Origin of the sequence: Kribbella sp. HUAS MG21 (assembly GCF_040254265.1) — a bacterium.
In the GTDB taxonomy this organism is placed as follows: Bacteria; Actinomycetota; Actinomycetes; order Propionibacteriales; family Kribbellaceae; genus Kribbella.
Genome location: NZ_CP158165.1, coordinates 2,325,139 through 2,347,584, shown reverse-complemented (window position 1 = coordinate 2,347,584; position 22,446 = coordinate 2,325,139). Strand labels below are relative to the sequence as shown.

Annotated in this window: 25 protein-coding genes; 14 read left to right on the top strand and 11 right to left on the bottom strand. The window is 70.6% G+C overall.

What is annotated here, in order from left to right; translation table 11 throughout:
* Positions 1–27: 27 nt before the first annotated feature.
* The 3 genes from ABN611_RS11360 to ABN611_RS11350 form a co-directional block, all read right to left on the bottom strand.
* On the bottom strand, positions 28–681 hold the full coding sequence (locus ABN611_RS11360) for an alpha/beta hydrolase (protein ID WP_350279790.1): 654 nt from the start codon (positions 679–681) through the stop codon (positions 28–30).
* A 162-nt stretch (positions 682–843) separates the two neighbouring features.
* Entirely contained in the window at positions 844–1,410 is a 567-nt protein-coding gene (locus ABN611_RS11355) for a methylated-DNA--[protein]-cysteine S-methyltransferase (protein ID WP_350279789.1), read from the bottom strand.
* Complete coding sequence (locus ABN611_RS11350) at positions 1,403–1,894, bottom strand: sigma-70 family RNA polymerase sigma factor (protein WP_350279788.1); 492 nt, start codon at positions 1,892–1,894, stop codon at positions 1,403–1,405. Before ABN611_RS11350 ends, ABN611_RS11355 begins: the two co-directional genes overlap by 8 nt.
* Positions 1,895–1,987: 93 nt before the next feature.
* Between ABN611_RS11350 and ABN611_RS11345 the strand changes: the two genes are divergently transcribed.
* From ABN611_RS11345 to ABN611_RS11320, 6 genes are all read left to right on the top strand, one after another.
* Entirely contained in the window at positions 1,988–2,059 is a 72-nt protein-coding gene (locus ABN611_RS11345; RefSeq protein ID WP_350281628.1) for a putative leader peptide, read from the top strand.
* A 90-nt stretch (positions 2,060–2,149) separates the two neighbouring features.
* Entirely contained in the window at positions 2,150–2,692 is a 543-nt protein-coding gene (locus ABN611_RS11340; RefSeq protein ID WP_350279787.1) for a flavin reductase family protein, read from the top strand.
* Positions 2,685–3,728: an ABC transporter substrate-binding protein gene (locus ABN611_RS11335; RefSeq protein WP_350279786.1), complete on the top strand. Its 1,044-nt coding sequence runs from the start codon at positions 2,685–2,687 to the stop codon at positions 3,726–3,728. The genes ABN611_RS11340 and ABN611_RS11335 overlap by 8 nt, the downstream gene beginning before the upstream one ends.
* Positions 3,725–4,561 (top strand): ABC transporter permease, encoded by an 837-nt coding sequence (locus ABN611_RS11330; RefSeq protein ID WP_350279785.1) that lies wholly within the window; start codon positions 3,725–3,727, stop codon positions 4,559–4,561. The genes ABN611_RS11335 and ABN611_RS11330 overlap by 4 nt, the downstream gene beginning before the upstream one ends.
* Positions 4,537–5,253 (top strand): ABC transporter ATP-binding protein, encoded by a 717-nt coding sequence (locus ABN611_RS11325; protein WP_350279784.1) that lies wholly within the window; start codon positions 4,537–4,539, stop codon positions 5,251–5,253. Before ABN611_RS11330 ends, ABN611_RS11325 begins: the two co-directional genes overlap by 25 nt.
* A complete protein-coding gene (locus ABN611_RS11320) occupies positions 5,250–6,587 on the top strand; it encodes an LLM class flavin-dependent oxidoreductase (RefSeq protein ID WP_350279783.1) in 1,338 nt (445 codons plus the stop codon). Before ABN611_RS11325 ends, ABN611_RS11320 begins: the two co-directional genes overlap by 4 nt.
* 16 nt (positions 6,588–6,603) lie before the next feature.
* Here the strand turns inward: ABN611_RS11320 and ABN611_RS11315 are convergent, their stop codons facing one another.
* Complete coding sequence (locus tag ABN611_RS11315; RefSeq protein WP_350281627.1) at positions 6,604–6,774, bottom strand: zinc-binding dehydrogenase; 171 nt, start codon at positions 6,772–6,774, stop codon at positions 6,604–6,606.
* Between the two features lie 26 nt (positions 6,775–6,800).
* Positions 6,801–7,094, bottom strand: a complete 294-nt coding sequence (locus ABN611_RS11310; protein WP_350279782.1) for a hypothetical protein — start codon at positions 7,092–7,094, stop codon at positions 6,801–6,803.
* A gap of 178 nt (positions 7,095–7,272) precedes the next feature.
* Between ABN611_RS11310 and ABN611_RS11305 the strand changes: the two genes are divergently transcribed.
* The 3 genes from ABN611_RS11305 (at position 7,273) to ABN611_RS11295 (ending at position 9,897) form a co-directional block, all read left to right on the top strand.
* Entirely contained in the window at positions 7,273–8,097 is an 825-nt protein-coding gene (locus ABN611_RS11305; protein WP_350279781.1) for a glycerophosphodiester phosphodiesterase family protein, read from the top strand.
* A 372-nt stretch (positions 8,098–8,469) separates the two neighbouring features.
* A complete protein-coding gene (locus tag ABN611_RS11300) occupies positions 8,470–8,886 on the top strand; it encodes an ATP-binding protein (RefSeq protein ID WP_350279780.1) in 417 nt (138 codons plus the stop codon).
* Between the two features lie 39 nt (positions 8,887–8,925).
* Positions 8,926–9,897 (top strand): DUF5926 family protein, encoded by a 972-nt coding sequence (locus ABN611_RS11295; RefSeq protein WP_350279779.1) that lies wholly within the window; start codon positions 8,926–8,928, stop codon positions 9,895–9,897.
* A 210-nt stretch (positions 9,898–10,107) separates the two neighbouring features.
* Here the strand turns inward: ABN611_RS11295 and ABN611_RS11290 are convergent, their stop codons facing one another.
* Both ABN611_RS11290 and ABN611_RS11285 read right to left on the bottom strand, forming a co-directional pair.
* The gene (locus ABN611_RS11290; RefSeq protein WP_350279778.1) at positions 10,108–11,319 is read right to left on the bottom strand and encodes an arginine deiminase; all 1,212 of its coding nucleotides are present in this window, start codon (positions 11,317–11,319) and stop codon (positions 10,108–10,110) included.
* Between the two features lie 106 nt (positions 11,320–11,425).
* Positions 11,426–12,016 (bottom strand): dihydrofolate reductase family protein, encoded by a 591-nt coding sequence (locus ABN611_RS11285; RefSeq protein WP_350279777.1) that lies wholly within the window; start codon positions 12,014–12,016, stop codon positions 11,426–11,428.
* Positions 12,017–12,205: 189 nt separating this feature from the next.
* Here ABN611_RS11285 and ABN611_RS11280 point away from each other — a divergent pair, with 189 nt between their 5' ends.
* Entirely contained in the window at positions 12,206–12,997 is a 792-nt protein-coding gene (locus ABN611_RS11280; RefSeq protein ID WP_350279776.1) for a glycosyltransferase, read from the top strand.
* Complete coding sequence (gene mptB, locus ABN611_RS11275; protein ID WP_350279775.1) at positions 12,994–14,556, top strand: polyprenol phosphomannose-dependent alpha 1,6 mannosyltransferase MptB; 1,563 nt, start codon at positions 12,994–12,996, stop codon at positions 14,554–14,556. Before ABN611_RS11280 ends, mptB begins: the two co-directional genes overlap by 4 nt.
* Here mptB and larC read toward each other — a convergent pair.
* Together larC and larB are read right to left on the bottom strand one after the other, a co-directional pair.
* Positions 14,553–15,950 (bottom strand): nickel pincer cofactor biosynthesis protein LarC, encoded by a 1,398-nt coding sequence (gene larC / locus ABN611_RS11270; RefSeq protein WP_350279774.1) that lies wholly within the window; start codon positions 15,948–15,950, stop codon positions 14,553–14,555. The two genes, mptB and larC, sit on opposite strands and share 4 nt — an antisense overlap.
* Complete coding sequence (gene larB / locus ABN611_RS11265; RefSeq protein WP_350279773.1) at positions 15,950–16,666, bottom strand: nickel pincer cofactor biosynthesis protein LarB; 717 nt, start codon at positions 16,664–16,666, stop codon at positions 15,950–15,952. The genes larC and larB overlap by 1 nt, the downstream gene beginning before the upstream one ends.
* A 113-nt stretch (positions 16,667–16,779) precedes the next feature.
* On the opposite strand from larB, the gene ABN611_RS11260 reads away from it, so the two are divergent.
* Positions 16,780–17,265, top strand: coding sequence for a DUF4446 family protein (locus tag ABN611_RS11260; RefSeq protein ID WP_350279772.1), 486 nt, complete (start codon positions 16,780–16,782; stop codon positions 17,263–17,265).
* A 684-nt stretch (positions 17,266–17,949) separates the two neighbouring features.
* On the opposite strand, the gene ABN611_RS11255 is transcribed toward ABN611_RS11260, so the two are convergent.
* Complete coding sequence (locus ABN611_RS11255) at positions 17,950–19,545, bottom strand: diacylglycerol kinase family protein (protein WP_350279771.1); 1,596 nt, start codon at positions 19,543–19,545, stop codon at positions 17,950–17,952.
* Between the two features lie 94 nt (positions 19,546–19,639).
* On the opposite strand from ABN611_RS11255, the gene serS reads away from it, so the two are divergent.
* On the top strand, positions 19,640–20,914 hold the full coding sequence (gene serS, locus ABN611_RS11250) for a serine--tRNA ligase (RefSeq protein ID WP_350279770.1): 1,275 nt from the start codon (positions 19,640–19,642) through the stop codon (positions 20,912–20,914).
* Complete coding sequence (locus ABN611_RS11245; protein WP_350279769.1) at positions 20,911–21,717, top strand: HAD family hydrolase; 807 nt, start codon at positions 20,911–20,913, stop codon at positions 21,715–21,717. Before serS ends, ABN611_RS11245 begins: the two co-directional genes overlap by 4 nt.
* Before the next feature lie 136 nt (positions 21,718–21,853).
* On the opposite strand, the gene ABN611_RS11240 is transcribed toward ABN611_RS11245, so the two are convergent.
* Positions 21,854–22,405 carry a WhiB family transcriptional regulator gene (locus tag ABN611_RS11240; RefSeq protein ID WP_350279768.1) on the bottom strand — a complete coding sequence of 184 codons (552 nt, stop codon included), beginning with the start codon at positions 22,403–22,405 and terminating at the stop codon, positions 21,854–21,856.
* Between the last annotated feature and the right edge of the window lie 41 nt (positions 22,406–22,446).

The following is a 22,446-nucleotide window of genomic DNA, read 5'->3' as shown; positions in this document are numbered from 1 at the left end:
TCGTCGCTCCGTCAGCCGCAGGTCGGGCTAGAGAAGTTGTCGCAGTGCGGTGGTCAGGGCGTCGGGGTTGGCGAGCATCGGTAGGTGGCCGGTTGGGACGGAGAGGATTGACGTGGCGCCGAGGGTCCTGGCGAAGACGGACTGCAGTGTTGTGGGAAGTTCCTTGTCGGCCGTGGTCTGCACGTAGCCGCGTAGCTCCGGGAAGCGGCGGTCGCCCACCGGGTCGCGGTACAGCCGTGGCGACTCCGGCTCGAACTCCTTCACGATGCGCGCCGCCTGCTCGTCGTCGAGGTCGCTCGCCAGGCCTGCGCGGATCACCTTCGCCGGCGGGCGGGTGCCGGCGAGGCGCATGACGGTGCCGACCACGAGCCGGTTCGGGAACGGCAACGCCTCCAGGAACGACTGCCCCGGCCGCGGGATCGACGCCGCGACCCCGACGAACCCGGCTACTCGCTCCGGCGCGCGAGCGACGAGCTGCGCCCCGATGACACCGCCGATCGAGTGCGCCACCACGACGAACCGCTCCGGAGCCTCGGCGAGCACCTTGGTCGCGTAGTCGTCGAGCGAGCCGGTCCGCGGGTACGCCGCCACGGACGTCTCGACCGGGAACGCGGCGCGGACGTCGTCCCAGATCCAGGCCGGCAGTCCGGCGCCGCTCAGAAACAGCAGGGGTGAGTTCATCGCCCCAACCTAGCCGACTCCACGGACATTCCTGACACGTCAGTTTCTCGACCCGGATCCCTTGCAGACAAGGGAGAAACAAGAAGCAGATCCCCACTCCACATTGGGGATCTGCTCCTTTGTGCTTTCAGTGTAAATGCATTCCGGACGATTCCGGAAAACTCAGCTTTTTGCTTCGAGATTCAGCAAGAACCGTTTCGCCGCGAGCCCTCCGGCGTACCCGGTGAGGGCCCCACTCGCGCCCACCACCCGGTGGCACGGCAGCAACACACACACCGGGTTCGCCCCGAGTGCGGTCCCGACCGCACGAGCCGCCTTCGGCCGCGCGATGTCGGCGGCGACCGCGCCGTACGTCGTCGTCGCGCCGTACCGCGTGTGCGCCGGCAGGTCCTCCAGCACGAGCCGCTGGAACGGCGTCGCCAGCGCCAGGTCCACCTCGACGTCGAACGCCTGCCGCTCGCCGGCCAGATACTCGTCGAGCTGCCGTCGTACGTCGTCCAGCGGACGTGGCTGCCGCAGTACCCGCGGGGACACCGCGCGGGCGAGCCGGGCGGTCATCGTCTCCTCGTCGCCGAACGAACTCGCGACGACCCGCCCGCGCGCGATCGCGAGCAGCATCGTCCCGATCGGGGTGTCGTGCAGGGTGTAGGCGACGTCGGCGTCGGGCAGAACCGGTGGTTTCAGTTCGGGGGTGTCGAGCCGGGCCAGCCGGCTCTCGAGATCAGTCATCGTGTACTCCGAGTTTCGTGCGCAGGGTGGCCAGCGCGTCGCTGACGAGCCGGCGCGACGCGGCGGGCGTGGTGTCCAGGGCGGCGGCCACGCCGTGGTGGTCCAGGTCGCCGACGTACTTGAGCGTGATCGCGAACCGCTGCCGCTCGGGCAGTTCGTTGACCGCCCGCCACAGGTCGGGGTCCGGCCAGTCCGCGGCGTCCGGGCCGTCGACCGCGACCGGCGGCGCCTCGTCCAGCGGCCGTTGCGGTTTCCGCGCCCGGTGCACGTCCGTCGCGCACCGGGCGGTGATGGTCAGCAGCCAGCTGCGCAGGTTCTTCGCCGAGGTCAGCGTCGGGTACGCCGTGTACGCCTTCTCCCAGGCGCGCTGCGCGACGTCGTCGCCGTCCTCGCCGGCCATCGCCCGCGCCAGCCGGGCCACGTCCCGCCAGTGCGCGTCGACCAGCGCCTGGAACGGCGGCAGTACGACCTTCTCCCGAGCCATCACGTAAGTAGAACGCATCGCGGTCCCGGCGTGTGAGTCCGGATCCCGAGATTGTCTAGTTAGCCAGTAGACATTGATGCGAAGATAGCTGACATGACGACGACACACCTCACCCGCCGTCGCGTCATCGACCTGCTGCGGACGGCAAGCGCCACCTGTCGGTGACGCGCCAGCTCGCTGTCGCCCGTACGAGGCCTGTCTGAATCACGCCTCACATCACCCCCGTGGTCCCTGCCCCCGTTCCGAGGGAGAGACATGTCTTTGCCTGCCCTGAATCGTCCTGCCCTGTCCGTCGTGCCCGACCGCACCGAGGAGCGGGTTGTCGACGCCGATGTCTACAAGTCCGTGTTCCGTCGCCACGCCGCCGGTGTCGTGGTGATCACCGCGGACGCCGGCCACGGCCCGGTCGGGTTCACCGCGACCTCGCTGGTCTCGGTCAGCCTGCTGCCGCCGCTGGTGTCGTTCGCGATCGCCACCAGCGCGTCCAGCTGGCCGACCGTGAGTACGGCGACCAGCCTGGTGATCAACTTCCTGTCCGCCGAGCAGCACGCGCTCGCGGGCCGGTTCGCCACCAGCGGGATCGACCGGTTCGCCGAGCCGACCCGGTGGTCGCGGCTGGCCACCGGCGAGCCCGCTCTCGACGACGCCCCGAGCTTCCTGCGCGCCCAGGTCGAGCACCGTTTCGCCGTCGGCGACCACTACCTGGTCGTCGCGCGCCTCGCCACCCACACCGAACGTCGTGAGCACGACCCGCTGCTCTACCACGACGGCCACTACGCGAAAGCCCACCATGTCTAGAAAACGCCTCCTTTCCGCCCTCGCCCTGCTCGCCGTCGTCGCCGGCTGCGGCAGCAACGCCGCGGCCGACGGCGCCGCCAAGCTGTCGCTGGACGCGGCGCTCCCGACCACCGTCCCGGACGGCACCAAGATCGTCATCGGCGACCCCGCCACCGAGGTAGCGCTCAAGCTGTCCGGACAGATCGACAAGGTGTCGAAGTTCGTCCAGTTCGCCAACCTGAGCGGCGGTCCGCAGACCACCGAGGCGTTCCGGGCGAAGGCCCTCGACGGCGGCTCGGTCGCGGAGATCCCGCCGATCCACGCGACCTGGACCGGCCTGAACGTCAAGATCGTCGCCTCGAAGTACCGCAAGGATCCGCTGAACCATCCGATCTACCAGCTCGGTGTCGCGCCAGGCGTCTCGGTGAAGACGCTTGGCGACCTGCGCGGCAAGAAGGTCGCGTACAGCCCCGGCCAGGCGCAGGGCGCGCTGATCCTGAAGGTGCTGAAGAAGGCCGGCCTGACCAAGGACGACGTGAAGCTGGTCGAGCTGCCGAGCACCGGGGACGTGTACTCGAACGCACTGTCCGCCAAGCAGGTCGAGGTCGCCCCGATCGGCGGCGTGCAGATCAAGCGGTACCTCACGAAGTACGGCAAGGACGGCGCGACGACGATCCCGCACGGCATCCGTGACGACGCCGGACACCTGTACGTCGCGACCGAGTCGCTCGAGGACCCGGGCAAGGCCGCCGCGATCCGGGCGTACGTCGCCGCGTGGGGCGTCGCGCAGGACTGGATCGACAAGCACCCCGCGGAATGGATCAAGGGGTACTACGTGGAGAACCAGGGCCTGACCGAGGCCGACGGACAGTGGCTGGTGGACAACGCCGGGCACCCGGACATCCCGGCGGACTGGAGTGACGCGATCAAGCGTCACCAGGAGACCATCGACCTGCTCTCCAAGGAGACCGGCAACAAGGACATCGAGGCGAAGGACCTCTACGACCTGCGGTTCCAGACGGTCGCCGCGGACGCGATCAAGGGAGGCGCCAAATGAGTGCGACGACCCTTCCCGGACTGCGGACGCGCACCGCCGCGCGTCCCGTCGTACAGCGTCGGCGGCTCGGGCCGGGCCGGCCGATCAGGTTCGGCGCCGCGATCGGCCCCGTGCTGCTGCTCGCGATCTGGAGCGTCGGCTCGGCCACCGGTTGGATCGACCAACGAATCCTGTCCGCGCCGTGGACCGTGGTGACCACCGCCGGCGACCTGATCGCCGACGGGCGTCTGCAGTCGAACCTGTGGACGTCCGCGCAGCGTGCGCTGCTCGGCCTCGCGTTCGGCATCGTGCTCGGCGTCGTGCTCGCGCTGATCTCCGGCCTGTCCCGGCTCGGCGAGGCGGTCCTCGACGGGCCGATCCAGATCAAGCGGGCGATCCCGTCGCTGGCGCTGCTGCCGCTGCTGATCCTCTGGCTCGGCATCGGTGAGTCGATGAAGATCGTCACCATCCTGCTCGGGGTGTTCGTGCCGATCTACATCCACACCCACAACGGCCTGCGCACCATCGACAGCCGGTACGTCGAACTCGCGCAGACCGTCGGGCTCTCGCAGTGGGCGTTCATCCGGCGCGTGGTGCTGCCGGGTGCGTTGCCCGGCTTCCTGCTCGGGCTGCGGTTCGCGGTCACCGGCGCGTGGCTGTCGCTGGTCGTCGTCGAGCAGATCAACTCCACCAGCGGTATCGGCTACATGATGGAGCTGGCCCGCACGTACGGGCAGACCGACATCATCATCGTCGGCCTGGTCGTGTACGGCGTCCTGGGCCTGCTCTCCGACGGAGCCGTCCGCCTGATCCAGAGGAGGGCCCTGTCATGGCGCCGAACCCTGGCCTCCTGACCAGCACCGTCCGGGTCCGCGAGCTCGTCCGCCGGTACGACGACCGCGCCGTCCTGGACGGGCTCGACCTGGACATCGCGCCCGGCGAGTTCGTGGCGCTGCTCGGGAAGAGCGGCTCCGGCAAGAGCACGCTGCTCCGGGCGCTGGCCGGGCTCGACCACGACGTCGAGGGCACCGGCGAACTCGCCGTCCCGGACAACGTGTCGGTGGTCTTCCAGGACTCCAGGCTCTTGCCCTGGGCAAGAGTTCTCGACAACGTCGTGCTCGGGCTGAACGGCGCCGCGGACCGCGGCCGGACGAGCCTCGACGAGGTCGGCCTGGCCGGCCGCGAGAACGCCTGGCCGAACGAGCTGTCCGGCGGTGAGCAGCAGCGGGTCGCGCTGGCACGCTCGCTGGTCCGCGAGCCCGAGCTGCTGCTCGCGGACGAGCCGTTCGGCGCGCTGGACGCGCTGACCCGGTTGAAGATGCACGTGTTGCTGCGCAAGTTGTGCGCCGCGCACCAACCCGCCGTACTGCTGGTGACGCACGACGTCGACGAGGCGATCGTGCTGGCCGACCGGGTGATCGTGCTCGACGCCGGCCGGATCGTCAGCGAGGAGACCATCACGCTGGCCGCGCCGCGCAGTGCGGCCGACCCAGGATTCGCCGCGGTGCGGTCGCGGCTTCTCGACGCTTTGGGGGTATCGGTATGACGAGACAGCTGCATCTGAACGCGTTCCTGATGAGCACCGGGCACCACGAGGCGTCCTGGCGGCTGCCGGAGAGCGACCCGTTCGCGAACACGTCCGTGCAGCATTACCAGGCGCTGGCGCAGCTCGCCGAGCGCGGCAAGTTCGACTCGGTGTTCTTCGCGGACTCGCCGGTGCTGTTCGGCGACGTCGGGCGGCGTCCGGCGGGCTCGCTGGAGCCGACCGTGCTGCTCACCGCGCTCGCTGCCGTGACATCGCGGATCGGGCTGATCGCGACCGCGTCCACGACGTACAACGAGCCGTTCAACCTGGCGCGGCGGTTCGCCAGCGTCGACCACGTGAGCGGCGGCCGCGCCGGGTGGAACGTCGTCACCACGGCCGGGCCGGAGGCGGCGCGGAACTTCAACCTCAGCGACCAGCCGGCGCACGCGGAACGGTACGAGCGGGCGGCGGAGTTCCTCGAGGTGGCGTACAAGCTGTGGGACTCCTGGCAGGACGACGCGGCGATCGCGGACAAGGCCGAGGGCGTGTGGGCGGTGCAGGACCGCGTGCGGCCGATCGAGCACGTCGGTCGGCACTTCCAGGTCCGCGGCCCGCTGAACCTGCCGCGGTCGCCGCAGGGGCACCCGCTGATCGTGCAGGCCGGGTCGTCGGAGGACGGCAAGGGCCTGGCAGCGCGGTACGCCGAGGCGGTGTTCACCGCGCAGCAGACGCTGGAGGACGCGCAGGACTTCTACCGGGACCTCAAGGCGCGGGCGGTCGCGCTCGGGCGGGACCCCTCGTCGGTGAAGATCCTGCCCGGGATCGTGCCGGTGATCGGGTCGACGGTCGCGGAGGCGGAGCGGCTGGAGCACAGGCTGGACGCGCTGATCCGGCCCGAGTACGCGAGGCTGCAGCTGGCGAAGACGCTGCGGGTGGCGCCGGAGGACCTGCCGTTCGACCAGCAGTTGCCGGACGAGCTCCCGGACGAGGACGAGATCGAGGGCGCGAAGAGCCGGTACACGCTGATCGTGACGCTGGCGCGCCGGGAGCAGCTGACCGTGCGCGAGCTGATCGGTCGGCTGGGCGGCGGCCGCGGGCACCGGACGTTCACCGGTACGCCGGAACAGGTCGCGGACGCGATCCAGCACTGGTTCGAGGCCGGCGCGGCCGACGGGTTCAACATCATGCCGCCGGTGCTGCCGTCCGGTCTGACCACGTTCGTGGACGAGGTGATCCCGATCCTGCAGGCCCGCGGCCTGTTCCGCACGGAGTACACCGGTACGACGCTCCGCGACCACTACGGCCTGCCGCGACCCGCCAGGCGTACGGCGGAACGCCAGGAGGCGTCCGCCTGAGTCGTTGAGGGCCTCGTCAGGTGGCGGGGCCCTCAACCCGGACGACGAGCTTCCCGACCGCGCCGCCGTCCTGCATGATGCGGTGCGCCTCGCCGATCTCGTCCATCGTGAAGACGCGGTCGATCCGGATCGGCAGCTTGCCGTCCGCGACCAGGTCGACGTACCGCTGGAACGCCTCCGCGGGCAGGTCCGAGCTCTCACCCCCGTACGCGGTCAGCCGGACACCTCTCGGACCTTCTCCGCGACGTTGCCGTCGTCAACGATGGGGTGATCAACGCCGAGCTCACGTAACACCTCTGCGCGTTGCGGATTCCGGGTCGTCGAGAACACGATCAGCCCGTGCTCCTTCGCCAGCACAGCGGCCGCGACGCCGACGGACGACGTGCCGCCGCGGATCAGCAGCGACTGGCCGGGCTCGATCGCGAGGCCCGTGTGCAGCGAGCCGTGCGCGGTCTGCAGCATCTCCGGCAGCGCGCCGAGCGTCGCCCAGTCGAGGTCGGTCGTCACCGGGATCACCGACGACGCCGGTACGACATCATCGCGACGACCCGCTGGCCCGGGGCGAACTCGCGGGCACCGCGATCCGCCGTACCCGCAGCTCCTCCGGCTCCACCGGCCCGTCCAGCACGATCGCCCGCATGTCCATGCCGACAATCATCACCTGCCGTGTGAAAGAGTTTCGTTCATGGGGAAACTCCCACGGGTGGTCGCGCACCGCGGTGCCAGCGACGTGAATCCCGAACACACGGTGGCGGCGTACCGGCAGGCGATCGACATCGGCGCCGACGGGCTCGAATGCGACGTGCGGCTGACCGCGGACGGGCATCTGGTCTGCGTCCACGACCGCCGGATCGACCGTACCTCGAACGGCCGCGGCGTGCTGTCCACGATGAGCCTCGAAGAGCTCGAGAGCTACGACTGGGGATCGTGGAAGAACCCCTGGGCCGACCTGGACGAAGAGGCCGCGCTGCCGACTGTCGACGTCCGCAAGGTGCTCACGCTCGAGACGCTGCTCGCGACCGTCCGGGACGCCGGCCGCCCGGTCGAGCTCGCGATCGAGACCAAGCACCCGACCCGGTACGCCGGACTGGTCGAGCGCCGGCTGGTCGAGGCCCTGGAGCGGTTCGGCTGGGCGCATCCGCGGCTCGGAACGGAGTCGCCGGTCCGGGTGATGAGCTTCTCCTGGCTGTCGCTGCGCCGGCTGCGGACCGCGGCCCCGGGCCTGCGCACGGTCCTGCTGATGGACCGCGTCCCGCTGCGCTTCCGGGACGGTTCGCTGCCGACCGGTGTTTCGTACGCCGGACCGAGCCTGGAGATCGTCACCGCGCACCCGGAGTACGTCGACCGCGCGCACAAGCACGGGCACCAGGTGCACGTCTGGACCGTGAACGCGGAGAACGACATCCGGCACTGCCGCGACCTCGGCGTCGACGCGGTGATCAGCGACCGCCCGGACATGGCGCTTCGAGTTCTCGCAGAGCCCGCAGAAGGTGTAGGACGTCGTACCTGACAGTGCAAATGCCGCGCCTCCGGCGCGGCGGGTCATGGGGCTGTGACTCCCGGCCTTCCCTCGTCGCTCCGGTCGCTTCGCTCCCTCCGCTCCTCAGTCCAGGCCGGGAGGCCCCATGACCTGCAGGTTTGTGACACGCCGGGACGGAATTGTGTGGGTTGTGTCACGCGGTATGGATACGTAGCCGGGTGAATGCGCGCGGTTATTGCAACGTTCATTTCCGTCGATTTCGTCACGGTTTCCGGGGGTTTAGGCGTGATCTTCGCGGAGGCTGTGTAACGGAATACCTGCGGGTGTTTTCCGGGCCGGGTTCGTGGGCAGAAGTTCCTGTGGCAGTCCCTGTGGCTGATCCGATCATCGAGGAGACCCTGCTTGTCCTCTGCGACCCTGCCCGCCGACGTGAGCGTCGTGGACGTCGTACTGCCGCACGAAGTGTCAGCGGTGGCGGACGCCCGCCGCCGTCTGGCTTCCTATCTCGAGCGCTACCGGGTCGCCCGAGCAGCCTGTGACGACGCCCAGCTCGTGCTCTCCGAGCTGCTCTCGAACGCGATCCGGTACGCGCCGCCGCTGCCCGCCGGCGAGGTCCGCGCGGCCTGGTGGATCGACAAGGCCGGGATCCACGTCGAGGTCACCGACGGCCGCGGCGACACCGAGCCGCGGCGGATCAGCGACCCGCACCCCGAGTCGATCGGCGGCCGCGGCCTGGCGATCGTCGACGTCCTCACCTCCGGCTGGGACGTCCGCACCGCCGCCAACCACCGCACGGTGCACGCGGTCATTCCGTCCTAGTTGGCTCTTGCGGCCGCTCGGCTGCAAGACTGCGGGGTTATGGGAAAGAAGTCGCGGCAGCGCGCGAAGAACTCGACTCCGACCGTCACGCTCGACCCCGCCGACCTGGTGGACGTCGGGCCGCGCGAACCCTGCCCGTGCGGCTCGGGCAAGCGGTTCAAGCAGTGCCACGGCAAGGAGCGGGCGCAGGCGGTGGACACCTTCGTGGTCCGGCCGTTCGAGGGGCTGCCGGCCGAGTGTGACCTGATCGCGTTCCGCGAGATCGTGCCGTCCGGGACCGTCGAGGTCGAGCTCACCGGCGAGAACGCCGGCAGGAAGGTCAACCTGGTCACCCTGCTGCCGATGGCGATGCCGGGCCTGGTCCGCGACGACGAGTCGATCTGGATCGGCATGCAGACGCACGCGTCGTCCGGCGACCCGAGCCGCGACCTCGGGCACGCGATCACCGCCGCGCTGCGCACCGAGCCGGGGAACCCGATCCAGCTCGGCGACCTGATGAAGGACGGTCCGCGCCTGCAGGACCTGATCGACACCTCCAAGCCGCTCGAGGTGAAGGTCCACGAGGGCTTCGACTACTGGGTCGGCGAGAACGTCGAGGACCCGACCGGTGAGGTCGCCGCGGGCCTGGAGCGCGCGAACGCGGCGGCCTCGCCGACCGTCCGGCTCGAGTCGGTCGAGGCGGCGTATTGGACCCAGATCGGCGACCGCATCTACCTGCGCTGGGTGCTGCCGCACACCGAGGACAGGCTGCTCGACGCGCTCGCCCGGCTGCACGCCGCGGGTGCGTCCGCGCTGGTCGACGGCAGCCGCCTGATCGGCTCGTTCCGCGCCCTCGGGGTGCTCGCGCCGGTCTGGGAGCTGCCCGCCGGCACGCAGGCCGCCGACGTCGAGAAGCCGGCCGCCGACTTCGCCACCGCGCTCGAGAAGGCGCTGGCGACCGAGGCGCCGCTGACGACCGAGGAGCGCGCCGCCCGCGCCGGCCTCGCGAGCCGCCAGCTCACCATCCGCTGAACCGCAGTACGACGAACGCCCACCCGGCCTGGGTGGGCGTTCGATGTCTCAGAGTGGTCTAGGCCATGAACGTTCAAAACGGCCCAGCAACGTGGACGGCCCAAGTCCTGCTGACGGGGGAGCAACAGGGCCTGGGCCTAGGCATGAAGAGTACTCAGACCGGACGCCCTGCACAACCCCCGATTTCACTCCGCGTGTCGCTGACCTTACTTACGTTGTCACCGGGGCCCGAAGGACCGGGCAGGACATGCAGCGCGGGCCGCCGCGTCCGGAGCCGAGTTCGGAGCCGGAGATCCGGATGACCTCGATCCCGGACTCCTCGAGCCGCGCGTTCGTCTCGACGGTGCGCTCGTAGGCGATGCACACGCGTGGAGCCAGTGCGAGCGTGTTGTTCCCGTCGTCCCACTGCTCCCGCTCGGCGGTCACCGGGTCCAGGCCGGTGTCGATCCGGCGGAGCGTGTCGATGCCGAGCGCCTTCGCCGCCGCCACCAGGAACGGCTCGGGCTCCGCGACGTGCAGCCGGTCCCCGTCGGTGGTGACCGCCAGCGCCCGCATCTCCTCCGCCATGTTCGGGTACATCAGCACGGCGTCGGTGTCGACCATCGTGCACACGGTGTCGAGGTGCATGGTCGCCCGCTGCTGCGCGATCGGTACGGCGAGAACCGTGTGCGCGAGCCCCTTCGCGAACACCCGCCGGGCCAGCCGCTCCACCCCCGCCGGCGTGGTCCGCTCCCCGACCCCGACCGCGAGGACGCCGGGACCCAGCGCGAGTACGTCCCCGCCCTCGACGTGCTCCAACTGGTGGTCGTACACCTTGCCGGCGCCGGCGAACCGCGGGTGGTACGTGTAGATCAGCTCGGTCAGCTGCGTCTCGCGAACCCGGGCCGGCATCGCCAGCGAGGTGACCGCGACCGAGTCCCGGATCCAGACGCTGGAGTCGCGGGTGAACAGCAGGTTGGGCAGCGGGTCGATCAGGAAGTCCTCGTGCGCGAGCAGCGACGTCACCAGCCCGCCGGCCCGTACTTCGTCGTTCCGGACGCCGGCCATCAGCGCCTCCGCGAGGGCGGCCGGATCCAGCTCGCCGAGCGACGTCCGCAGGTGGTCGCGCAGGGTGTCGCCCAGTCGCAGGTCCTCGGTGGCGCCCGCCACCGCCTGCGCCCGGGCCGCGGGGTCGTTGAGCGACTCGGTCAGCAGCTCGCCGAGGTACAGCACCTCGACATCGCGATCCCGCAGGGCCTGGGCGAACGCGTCGTGCTCGTCCTGGGCGCGACCGACCCAGGGGATGCCGTCGAACAGCAGCTTGTCGTTGTTGCGGGGTGTGAGCCGGCGGAGCTCGTTGCCCGGCCGGTGCAGCATCACCGTTCGCAGCGGGCCGACCTCGCTGTCGACGCCGTACGCCTTGACTCCGCCCGTCTCGGTCATCCGTTCGCCCCTTCGGAGTGGTCGTGCCCACCACGCTACGGCAGCCGGTCGGCCTGTCATCGAATCTGTCTGATTGTCCGACAATTTTGAGCGGATGGCCAATCGGTCAGTCGCGGACCCGGTCGTAGAGCAGGCAGACTGCGCCGGACTCGGTCGGCGTCGAGCTGGTCAGCTTCCAGGACGTGGCCGGCAGCCCGTCCTCGAACAGCCGGGCCCCGCCGCCGACCAGTTCGGGGTCGAGGGTGATGCTCAGCCGGTCGACCTCGTCGGCGGCCAGCAGCGCGCGGATGACGCTCGAACTCGCCAGCACGATGATGTCGCCGCCGTCCTGCTCGCGGAGCCGCTTGACGACGTCCGCCGGGTCGCCGTCGGCGATCCGGGAGTTCTGCCACGGCGCCTCGGTCAACGTGGTCGAGAAGACCACCTTCTCGGTCTCGTTCAGCCAGCGTGAGAACGCCCGGTCCTGCGGCGCGGCGTTCTCGTCCTCGGCCACCGCCGGCCAGAAGCCGCCGAAGCCCTGGTAGTTCTTCCGGCCCAGCAGCACCGTCGTGGCCGGCTGGGTCACCCGGAGCATGTGGTCGCGGGCGCCCTCGGTGATCGCGTGCGGCACGATCCAGCTCATGTCGTGGTCGCCGCCGGCCCCGTTCACGCGTCCGTCGAGCGAGAGCGAGATGTTGGCGGTCACTGTGCGGGTCATGGTGGGTACCTCTTCCGTTCGGTGTTTCCCTGACACCACAGATCCTGCTGGCCGGGCGGCGGCGGAACATCTGCCACCTGGCCGATATCCGCCGGCGCCTGGCCGACCCGTCGTACGAAAGAACGAGATATCCACAGAGGTCGGCTCCGACGAGGTCGATCGGCTGCGGAGGAACTAGGCTGCGGTGCTGTGTCCGGTCTTGATCAGTCCTCCGAACCTTTCGAGCGTGCCGTCGCCTGCGTGATCCCGGCGAAGGACGAGGCCGACCGGATCGCGGCGACGGTCGACGCGGTGCACAAGATCATCGGCGTCGACCTGGTCGTGGTCGTCGACGACGGGTCCACGGACGGTACGCCGGAAGCGGCCGAGCGGGCCGGTGCGGTCGTCGTACGGCACGAGCGCAACCGCGGGAAGGCCGCGGCGATGGAGACCGGTGCGGCCGCGGTCGCGGAGCGCGACGGCGCCCGCGCGCGGCACCTGCTGTTCCTGGACGCCGACCTGACCGACACCGCGAGCGGGGCCGGTCCGCTGATCGAGCCGGTGCAGACCGGCCGCGCGGACATGACCATCGGGACGCTGCCGGCACAGGTGCGGGCCGACGGGTCGAAGGCGGGCGGTCACGGGTTCGTCGTGCGGCTGGCGCGCGCGGGGATCCAGGAGGCGACCGGCTGGGCGCCGGAGCAGCCGCTGTCCGGGCAGCGGTGCCTGACCCGGGCCGCGTTCGACTCCGCCGTACCGCTGGCGTCCGGGTTCGGAGTCGAGACGGCGTTGACCATCGACCTCGGCCGGAAGGGCTTCCGGATCCTCGAGGTGCCGATCGACGTCCGGCACCGCGCGACCGGCACGGACCTGCGCGGGCAGCTGCACCGCGCGAAGCAGTACCTGCACGTCCGGCGGGCGCTCGTCGCCCGCAGCGCGCTGCCCGCGGACGGTGGTGGACCGTCCCTGCGCAGCCTGTTCCCGCGGAAGTCCGCTCAATGAGCACTGACGTCCAGCCGGATCTCCAGCTCGGCCAGAAGTACGGGCGCAGGGCTGTCGCGCTCTATCTCGCGTGTACGGCGCTGATCGTCGCGGTCGGTCTGCTCGGGCCGTCGGTGGTGGTGCTGACACTGACCAACCGGCACGCCTGGCTCCCGTCGTACTGGTTCGACACCACGCCGAACGACTGGCTCGTGTCGGTGCTGATCTACGTCGCGATCCTGCTCGGCGGGTACGGCGTCTACCTCGCCACCAAGGCGCTGAAACACGGCTGGGCGCCGCGGATCGACCGGTTGGTTGCCTTGGGCATCGGTACGACGGCGGCCGTCACGCTGGTGCCGCCGATGGCGTCCGGTGACGTGCTGATCTACGCGGCGTACGGGCGGATCATGGCGCTCGGCGGCGATCCGTACACGGCGTCGCCGGCGGACACGATCCGGCTCGGGTACGACCCGGTGATCACGGCGACCGAGCGGCCGTGGCAGGGCGCGCGCAGCGTGTACGGGCCGATCGCGACCTGGATCCAGTGGCTGTCGTCGCTGATCGGCGGCGACTCCGCCCAGCTGACGGTGTGGATGCTGCAGCTGTCGGTCGCGATCAGCCTGGTGGTCACCGGGCTGCTGCTGATGAAGCTGGTCGGCAAGGACCTGCCCGCGCGGCGCCGGGTGATCATGCTCAGCCTCGCGAACCCGCTGCTGCTGTGGGCGGTGCTCGCCGGCGCGCACAACGACGCGATCGCGGTGATGTTCGCGGTGGTCGCGCTGGTGCTGTTCCGGAGGCACGTGTTCCTGGCCGGTTTGATGATCGGCGTCGCGGGCTGTACGAAATTGTCGATCGGCCTGGTCGGCGTGGCGATGCTGTGGGCACTGCGCGCCGACCGGCGGAAGTGCCTGTACTTCTGCGGCGGCGGTGCGCTCGCGATGGGCGGGTTGTACGCGATCGTCGGGCTGCAGGCGTTCCAGCAGGCGCGGTCGCAGACGTCGTTCATCTCCACCGGGACGCCGCACAAGGTGCTGCTGAGCTTCTTCACGCTGTTCCTGCCGAACGGTCTGGTGCGGACCGTGCTCGCGATCCTCGCCTGGGTCGGGCTGATCGTGGTCGCGATCCTGCTCACGCAGGTGTTCCCGAAGTCGCTGGTGCCGCAGACGCATCCCGACGACCCGACACCGGCCGCGATCCGGTACACGGCGATCTACGCGATCGCGTGGCTGCTCACCGCGATGTACTCGCTGCCCTGGTACGACGTGATCGCCTGGGCGGCCCTCGCCGCGGTCGCCGCGTCGAAGGTGGACGGCCTGATGGTCGTCCGGACGACGATGCTCGCGATCGCGTACGTCCCCGGCCGCGACCCGAACGCGCGGCAGGTCGCGGCCAGCCTGTCGGACTCGCTGGAGTTCTTCAGCGCCCGGTTGCGGGACACGATCTGCCCCGCGATCGAGCTCGCGGTCCTGATCGGCCTGATCGTCTGGGCGCGCCGCAACGGCGCCCAGTGGTGGCCGTACGACTGGCCGCGGCGCAAGCCCAAGCCCGTGCCGCAGCAGGCCGCGGAGGGCGTCTCCTAGCTCCAGAGGTCGTGGCCGGCGGCGATCGCTTTGGCCAGGACCGTCTTCACGGGCCTGTTGAGGGCGGTCGCGGCGGCGGCGACGTCGTCGTACTCGGGTTGGACGTTGACCACCTGGCCGCCGTACCGCGCGATCTTGACGTGGATGGACTGGCCGTCGACCTCGACCGTGGAGAACTCGCGGTCGGCGGCGTGCTTGCGGATCGCGAACTCGCGGAGTCCGATCGCGGAGGTCTCGGCGAGGATCACCGCGCGGACCTGTTCCGCCTTGGCGCTGCCGACCAGGACCGACAGGGTGTGCGCCGGGCGGCCCTTCTTCATCAGGATCGGGGTCAGCCAGGCGTCCGCGGCCCCGGCCTCCATCAGCCGGGCGAGGACCTGCGGCCAGATCCGCGGGTCGAGGTCGTCGACGTTGGTCTCGTAGACGAGTTCGGTGGCGGACGTAGCGGTCGACTCACCGATGACGACCCGGAGGACGTTGGGGACCTCGACAGGGTCCCGGCCGCCCGCGCCGACGCCGGTCTGCTCGATCCGCATCGGGGGCAGCGGGCCGAACTCGTCCGCCAGCATCGTGAGCAGGGCGGCACCGGTCGGCGTCGTCATCTCGTACGGCGCCGCGCCGCCGGTCACCGGTGCCGCGGCCTCGGTCACCAGGTGCAGCACCGCCGGCCCCGGAATCGGGATGCCGCCGTGCTGCCCGCGCACCTGCCCACCGCCACCGAGCGCGATCGTCGAGACCACGACCCTGTCGAGCCCGAGTGAGACGGACGCCGCCGCGACTCCCACGATGTCAGCGATCGCATCCAACGCCCCGACCTCATGAAAATGCACGGTGTCCGGCTCCACCCCATGAGCCGCCCCCTCAGCCCGAGCCAACCGCCCGAACGTATCCAACGCCCGCTCCCGAACCACATCGTCGAGAGGCGCCTCCTCAAGCAACCGCCGAACCTCAGCCCAAGCCCGAGTAGGCCCATGCCCATGCCCATGTCCGGCCTCACCGCCGTGCCCATGTCCGTGCCCCGCACCGCCGTCTGCCCCGGCCGCCTGCTCGGCGCCTGCGTGGTGCCCGTGCCCGGCCCCACCGTCGTGGCCATGCCCGTGCGCATGCCCGTGCCCGGCGCCGCCGTCCTCGTGCCCGTGACCGGTCCCGCCGTCGTGGCCCAACACCTGCTCTGCGGGGACGTTCTCCGGGTGGGGGGTGCCGTTGACCTGGACGGTTGCCTTGGTGGCGGCTATCTGGTGGCGGGCTGTGGGGGTGACTGTGACCGAGAGGGACGGGTCGACGGCGGCTACCGCCGTGTTGATGTAGTCGAGGTCCGCGCCCGCCGAGATGAAGGCGCCGAGGAGCATGTCCCCGGAGGCGCCGGCGGAGCAGTCGATCCAGGCTGTGCGCATCAGGCGTCCTTGGTTTTGCGAGGAACTGACTGCCGGGCCACCCGGGCGGCGAAAACCCCAGCCCCGAACCCGTTGTCGATGTTCACCACCGTGACCCCCGGCGCACACGAGTTCAGCATCCCGAGCAGCGCCGCCAGCCCGCCGAACGAAGCGCCGTACCCGACCGACGTCGGTACGGCGACCAACGGCACGCCGACCAGCCCGCCGACGACGCTCGGCAGTGCGCCCTCCATCCCCGCGACCACGATCAAGCAGTCCGCCGCGGCCAGCCGCTCGCGCACCCCGAGAATCCGGTGCAGCCCCGCCACACCCACATCCGTGATCGTGTCCACACCGGCCCCGAACACCCGTGCCGTCGTCGCTGCCTCAGCCGCCACCGGGGCGTCCGACGTACCGGCGGCCACGACCGCGACCGTCCCACGCAGTGCCGGCGGCTCACCGAGCACCGCCGTACGCCCGACCGGATCGATCACAGCTTCCGGCAGCGCGGTGGCGACCGCGTCCTGCGCCTCGTCGGTCAACCGGGTCGCCAGTACGGCGTGACCGGGATGCGTGGCGTGCAGGGTCCGCAGCAGTTCCACGACCTGAGATGGCGTCTTGCCCGCACCGTAGACGACCTCGGCGTCGCCGGTACGTTCCAGCCGGTCGGTGTCGAGCCGCGCGTACCCGAGGTCGTGAACGCCGGGTTGTGGGCCCTGATCAGGCAAATGTCTCACGCCGCGAATCTACGTTGCCGCGGCCCGAGGTGCCGCATCCGTCCCGACTCGCGCACGCTGTGCGATCGCTTGAACACTCAGGCATAACATCGCATGCCTTAGGCTCTAGTCCTGTGTCTTCGACGTTAGCCGGTGCCTTCGGGGTGGCCGCCCTTTTCGTGGCGGTGCTCGCCCTGGTGTTCGCGATCCAGGCCCTGCGTGCCCGGACAGTGACGTCGGACCGACCCGCGCCCACCACCGCCCCCGAGCCGGAACCGCAACCCGCGCAGCCGGAACCCAAACCCGGCACCGTGAAGTCGGAACTCCGCCGCCTCGACAAGGAACTCGAGGTCACCCGCGGCGAGCTCAAGGAAACCCTCCAGCACCTCGCCGTGGTCCGGTACGACGCCTTCGGCGAAACCGGCGGCAAGCTCTCGTGGTCGCTCGCCATCCTCGACAACCACGGCGACGGCGTGATCCTCACGTCCATCAACAGCCGCGCCGACGCCCGCACGTACGCGAAGGAAATCAAGTCCTTCACCAGCGAGTCCAAACTCTCCCCCGAAGAGCAAGAGGCCCTCGACACCGCCCACAAGGAAGCCGGCCCGACGGTCGAGTGACACCGGCTGACGCGGGGAGCTGATAACCCCGCGTGCTACGCGGCCGCCATTCGTCGCTCCGCTCCTCACCGCGTCCGCTCCGCGCGCTCCCACCCACCCCCCGGCTTAGCGCCGGTACATCTGCTTCCGGCTAACGCCGGGACCTGCCGGCTGCCGCCGGCAATCTGCGTGCTGCCGCCCGCCCACGTGCGTGCTGCCGCCTGCCCGCGTGCGTGCTGCCGCGCGCGACCGCGGGGCCGATGCTCCTCGCATGGCCGCACGTAGTGTGAGGCGGATGTCGCGAAATCGCCCTGAGTCCCGCGGAGGCTGCCCGTCTGCCGTCCGCCGGGCAACCCGACTACCCGCGCGTGCGGAAGTGCGGGAGGGCGGCGTGCGGGAGTGCGGGAGGGCGGCGTGCGGGAGTGCGGGAGGGCGGCGTGCGGGAGTGCGGGAGGGCGGCGTGCGGAAGTGCGGAAGTGCGGGAGTGCGGAAGTGCGGGAGAGCGGAAAAGCGGAGAGCGGAAGTGCCGGGACGGCGGGCGCGCTGAAGTGCGGGAGGGCGCGTGTGCGGGGAGTGCGCCAGTGAGGCAATCCGGCCCCGCGCCGGCTCGCACCGCGCCGGCTCGGCGGCCGCAGCCGGCTCGGCGGCCGCAGCCGGTGCGGCAAGCCCGGCGATCCGGCAACGTGTGACTGCCAGGTCCGCGTCCTACCGGCGTTTTGGGACCCGGGCGGTGAGGGCCCCCGGTTCTATTTCGGCGGTTAGGGAGCGGCCGGGGCCTATGGGGTCGCCGTCTAGTTGGCGTTGGACGTCTACGGCGGCTTGGATGTCTACCTTGCGGCCGGTGAAGCGTTCCAGGTACATATCCGTCCGGTTGGTGCGGGTCATCAGGCGCCAGACGACGATCGGCCACTGGGTGACCCGGCGTGGGGCGATCACCACGACGTCCAGCAGGCCGTCGTCGGGGCGGGCGTCGGGGAGGAGTGGGATGTTCGCCTGCAGCATGCCGACGTTGCCGACCACCACCGTGCGGACCCGGCGCTCGATCGGTTCGGCGTCGTCGATCGTGAGCTGGACCCGCACCGACGGGTGGTTGATGTTCTTCGCTGCCGACACCAGGTACGCGGTCCAGCCGATCTGCTTCTTCAGGTGCGGCGGGGCGTCCGAGATGATCGCGGCGTCCAGCCCGAGCCCGGCCATCACTGCGAACCGGTCCGTGTCCAGCTCGTCGCCGTGCACCCGGACCAGGTCGATCCGCCGGTCGCGGCCATCGAGGACGCGTTCCAGCGCGTCGTCGAGGTCGAGCGGGATGTGCAGGTTGCGGGCCAGCAGATTCCCGGTGCCGGCCGGGATCACCCCGACCGGGATCCCGGTGTGTGCGAGCGCCGCGCACACCACCCGGACCGTACCGTCGCCGCCCGCCACCAGCACCAGGTCCGCCTCGTACTCGACCGCCTGCTTGGCCATCGCGCTCCCGGCGTCGTCGACGCGGGTCTCCAGCCAGAGCGGTTCGTCGTACCCGCGGACCGCGAGCGCGCGCGTCACCTTCCGCCGGAACGCGACACCGTCGCCGACCTTGATCGGGTTCACGATGACGGCGGCCCGCGGCGGAGCCGTCGTACCGTCGCCATCGGCGGACGGCGTACGGCGCCGACGCCGCCGCAGCCCGGGCCGCAGACCGAAGCCGATCGACGTGGCGGTGAGGATCGCCAACCCGAGCGCCCAACCTCCGAGCACGTCGGACAGGTAGTGCACGTTCAGCGCGATCCGGTCGACCGACGTGAGCCACACCACGGCGATCGTGGGGAGCGCGACCAACAGCCGGAACCGCCGCCGCCAGCCGCGCACCGACGGCAGCACGACGCCCAGCGCACCTGCCATCACGAACGCCGCGGTGGCGTGACCGGAGACGTACGCCCAACTGTCCGCCGACGCCAGCATCTGGTCAGGTCGCGGCCGGTCGAAGATGTGCTTCGCCGCCTGGACCAGGCCGAGCTCGGCACCGGCGGACACCACCAGCCAGACGGTCAGCAGCCGCGCGCGCCGGTGCCAGAGGTACACGGCCACGGCCACCATCACGCCGCGCAGTACCCACGGCTGGGTCACCGCGCCGACCACCTGCCAGAAGTCGACCATGTTCTCGCGGACGGCGCCGTACGACGCGGCACGGGCGGCGACCGACCGGTCCCACCTGTCGAGCGGCGGCCACTGCCCGAACACCAGCAGCGTGATCACGATGAACGGCAACGCACCCAGCACGACCGTGAGCGCACGGCCGACCGGAGTGGGTGGGTGGTGGTTCATCGCGCGCTCAGATCCCCCTCCGTGATCACGTGACCCCACCACATCATCCCGAATAGACTTCGCCCCTCCTGACACGCCCCGATACCCTCGGGGTGTGATTGACGCGAAACTGCTCCGTGAGAACCCCGATGCCGTCCGCGCGGCCCTGACCAAGCGCGGTGAGAGTACGGATGTGGTCGACCAGATCCTGGTCGCCGACAGTGAGCGTCGATCGTCCATCTCCGCCTTCGAGGCGCTCCGGGCCGAGCAGAAGGCGCTCGGCAAGCAGGTCGCCCAGGCCAAGGGCGACGAGCGGGCCGCGCTGCTGGAGCGCACCAAGGCGCTGGCCGCCGAGGTGAAGGCCAACGAGGCCACCGCGAACGAGGCCGAGCGGCGCTTCGACGAGCTCTCCCGCGCCCTGCCGAACCTGGTCTCCGACGAGGCCCCGGTCGGCGGCGAGGACGACTACGTCGTGGTCGAGGAGGTCGGCAAGCCGCGCGACTTCGCGGCCGAGGGCTTCGAGCCGCGCGACCACCTGGAGCTCGGCGAGCTGCTCGGCGCGATCGACATGGAGCGCGGCGCGAAGATCTCCGGCGCCCGGTTCTACTTCCTCAAGGGCGCCGGGATGCTGCTCCAGCTCGGCATGCTGCAGCTGGCGATCCAGCAGGCGGTCGAGGCCGGCTTCACGCCGATGATCACGCCGACGCTGGTCAAGCCCGAGGTGATGGGCGGCACCGGCTACCTGTCCGCGCACGACGACGTGTACCGCCTCGAGGACCCCGAGCTGTACCTGACCGGTACGTCGGAGGTCGCGCTGGCCGGGTACCACATGGACGAGATCCTCGACCTGAGCAACGGCCCGATCCGGTACGCCGGGTGGTCGTCCTGCTTCCGCAAGGAGGCCGGGTCGCACGGGAAGGACACCCGCGGGATCATCCGCGTCCACCAGTTCGACAAGGTCGAGATGTTCTCCTACTGCAGGCTCGAGGACGCCGCGGCCGAGCACCTGCGGCTGCTGGCCTGGGAGAAGGAGATGCTCGACAAGATGGAGCTCAGCTACCGGGTGATCGACACCGCCACCGGCGACCTCGGCGTCTCGGCGTACCGGAAGTTCGACTGCGAGGGGTGGGTGCCGACGCAGGGCCGGTACCGCGAGCTCACCTCGACGTCGAACTGCACGGACTTCCAGGCCCGCCGGCTGAACATCCGGCACCGGGACGCCGACGGGAAGACGCAGCCGGTCGCCACGCTGAACGGCACGCTGGCCACCACTCGCTGGATCGTCGCGATCCTCGAGACGCACCAGCTGGCCGACGGCTCGGTCCGGGTCCCGACGGCACTGCAGCCGTACGTCGGTGGTCGCGAGGTCCTCGAACCGGTCGCCAAATGAGGGAGGACCCACCATTCCAGGGACCGCCGACGGCCGTTGCCCTGGACATCGATGGGACGCTGATCGACCACGACGAGGGGATGTCCGACGCGGTCCTCGACGCGGTCCGGCGGACCGCCGCGCGGGTTCCGGTGTTCCTGGCCACCGGCCGGGCCTGGTCGACCACCAAGCCGGTGGCCGGGCGGCTCGGCCTGCCGTCCGGCGGGTTCGTTGTCTGTAGCAACGGTGCGCGCACGCTCCGCTACCCCGGCGGCGACGTGGTCGACGAGCGGACCTTCGATCCCTCGACGGTGATCGAGTCCGTGCGCCGGTACGCGCCGAACGCCCGGATGGCGGTCGAGGAGTCCGACGGCACCTACCTGGTCACCGCGCCGTTCCCGGACGGCGACCTCGGCCGGGACGCGAAGATCCGCGTGGTCAGCGACGACGAGCTCGCTCCGCAACCCGTGACCCGGTTGATCATCCGGGACCCGGAGCAGTCCGAGGACGACTTCGTCCACCTGGCGGAACGCCTCGGACTGCACGGGGTCAGCTACTTCGTCGGCTGGACCGCCTGGCTGGACATCGCGCCCGAGGGTGTGGACAAGTCGACCGGGCTGAAGGTGGCGCTCGCCCAGCACGGCCTCGATCCCGCCGGATTGCTGGCGATCGGTGACGGGCGCAACGACATCGAGATGCTGACGTACGCCGGTCTCGGCGTCGCGATGGGCACCTCGCCGGAGGAGGTCAAGGCCGCCGCCGACGAGGTCACCAAGTCGGTCCAGGACGACGGCGTCGCCGCGATCCTGAACCGCTGGTTCTGAGGACCGTTTCGGCCGGAACCGAAAGGGCTTGACAACTGCGGTTGCCATAGGCAAACGAAGGGCCCGGAATCCCCCTCAGGACGGGGGATTCCGGGCCTTCGAACTCCGATAGTCCGCTGGCGGGCCGAGTATCGGATCAGGCCACGCGGGTGCTGCCGGCGCGGCGCGGCTGGTGCTGCTCGACGACCGTGTCGAACGCGTCCAGCACGGCGCCGACCTCGGGACGCGGCCGCGGCGTCTTGGCCGCCGGGCTCTGGCCGCGGCGGGCGCGGCGCAGGTGCCGCTTCACCGTGGACAGCGAGCAGCCGAGCCGCATGGCCAGGGACTCCAGGCTGTCGTTCGGGTACTGGGTGCGCAGCCGCAGGACCTCCTCGTGGCTGACCGGGCGGCGGGTCCCCCGCGCGCCGGCGAGCTGGTCGAAGTCGTCCGCCTGCACCTCGACGTCGAGCAGGTTACGGATCGAGCGCCGTTGTGCCGCAGTGGTTCCGGCGACGAAACCGCTGACGTCGTGCTCGGCGACCGCGCTGTACAGGCAGTCGGTGAACAGCGGGCACGAGGCGCACAGCGCCTTGGCCTCGCGGACGAGCTGCTCGTACCGCTCCCTGGTACGACGGGTTGCGGACGCCGGCGGCGGCTCCTCCATCAAGCGGTGCTGGTAGATGTCCGAACGGGCGATGCAGCCGGTCATGGCCCCCTCCGTGATGGAACATGTGTCGACAGCCGCTCGAG

Coding starts and splice junctions, on each gene's coding strand:
- ABN611_RS11245 (WP_350279769.1), top strand. CDS start 20,911: ATGAGGGAGGACCCACCATTCCAGGGACCGCCGACGGCCGTTGCCCTG.
- ABN611_RS11320 (WP_350279783.1), top strand. CDS start 5,250: ATGACGAGACAGCTGCATCTGAACGCGTTCCTGATGAGCACCGGGCAC.
- ABN611_RS11350 (WP_350279788.1), bottom strand. CDS start 1,894: ATGGCTCGGGAGAAGGTCGTACTGCCGCCGTTCCAGGCGCTGGTCGAC.
- ABN611_RS11355 (WP_350279789.1), bottom strand. CDS start 1,410: ATGACTGATCTCGAGAGCCGGCTGGCCCGGCTCGACACCCCCGAACTG.
- mptB (WP_350279775.1), top strand. CDS start 12,994: ATGAGCACTGACGTCCAGCCGGATCTCCAGCTCGGCCAGAAGTACGGG.
- ABN611_RS11295 (WP_350279779.1), top strand. CDS start 8,926: ATGGGAAAGAAGTCGCGGCAGCGCGCGAAGAACTCGACTCCGACCGTC.
- ABN611_RS11290 (WP_350279778.1), bottom strand. CDS start 11,319: ATGACCGAGACGGGCGGAGTCAAGGCGTACGGCGTCGACAGCGAGGTC.
- ABN611_RS11305 (WP_350279781.1), top strand. CDS start 7,273: ATGGGGAAACTCCCACGGGTGGTCGCGCACCGCGGTGCCAGCGACGTG.
- ABN611_RS11360 (WP_350279790.1), bottom strand. CDS start 681: ATGAACTCACCCCTGCTGTTTCTGAGCGGCGCCGGACTGCCGGCCTGG.
- larC (WP_350279774.1), bottom strand. CDS start 15,950: ATGCGCACAGCCTGGATCGACTGCTCCGCCGGCGCCTCCGGGGACATG.
- ABN611_RS11340 (WP_350279787.1), top strand. CDS start 2,150: ATGTCTTTGCCTGCCCTGAATCGTCCTGCCCTGTCCGTCGTGCCCGAC.
- ABN611_RS11330 (WP_350279785.1), top strand. CDS start 3,725: ATGAGTGCGACGACCCTTCCCGGACTGCGGACGCGCACCGCCGCGCGT.
- ABN611_RS11285 (WP_350279777.1), bottom strand. CDS start 12,016: ATGACCCGCACAGTGACCGCCAACATCTCGCTCTCGCTCGACGGACGC.
- ABN611_RS11325 (WP_350279784.1), top strand. CDS start 4,537: ATGGCGCCGAACCCTGGCCTCCTGACCAGCACCGTCCGGGTCCGCGAG.
- ABN611_RS11240 (WP_350279768.1), bottom strand. CDS start 22,405: ATGACCGGCTGCATCGCCCGTTCGGACATCTACCAGCACCGCTTGATG.
- ABN611_RS11335 (WP_350279786.1), top strand. CDS start 2,685: ATGTCTAGAAAACGCCTCCTTTCCGCCCTCGCCCTGCTCGCCGTCGTC.
- ABN611_RS11255 (WP_350279771.1), bottom strand. CDS start 19,545: ATGAACCACCACCCACCCACTCCGGTCGGCCGTGCGCTCACGGTCGTG.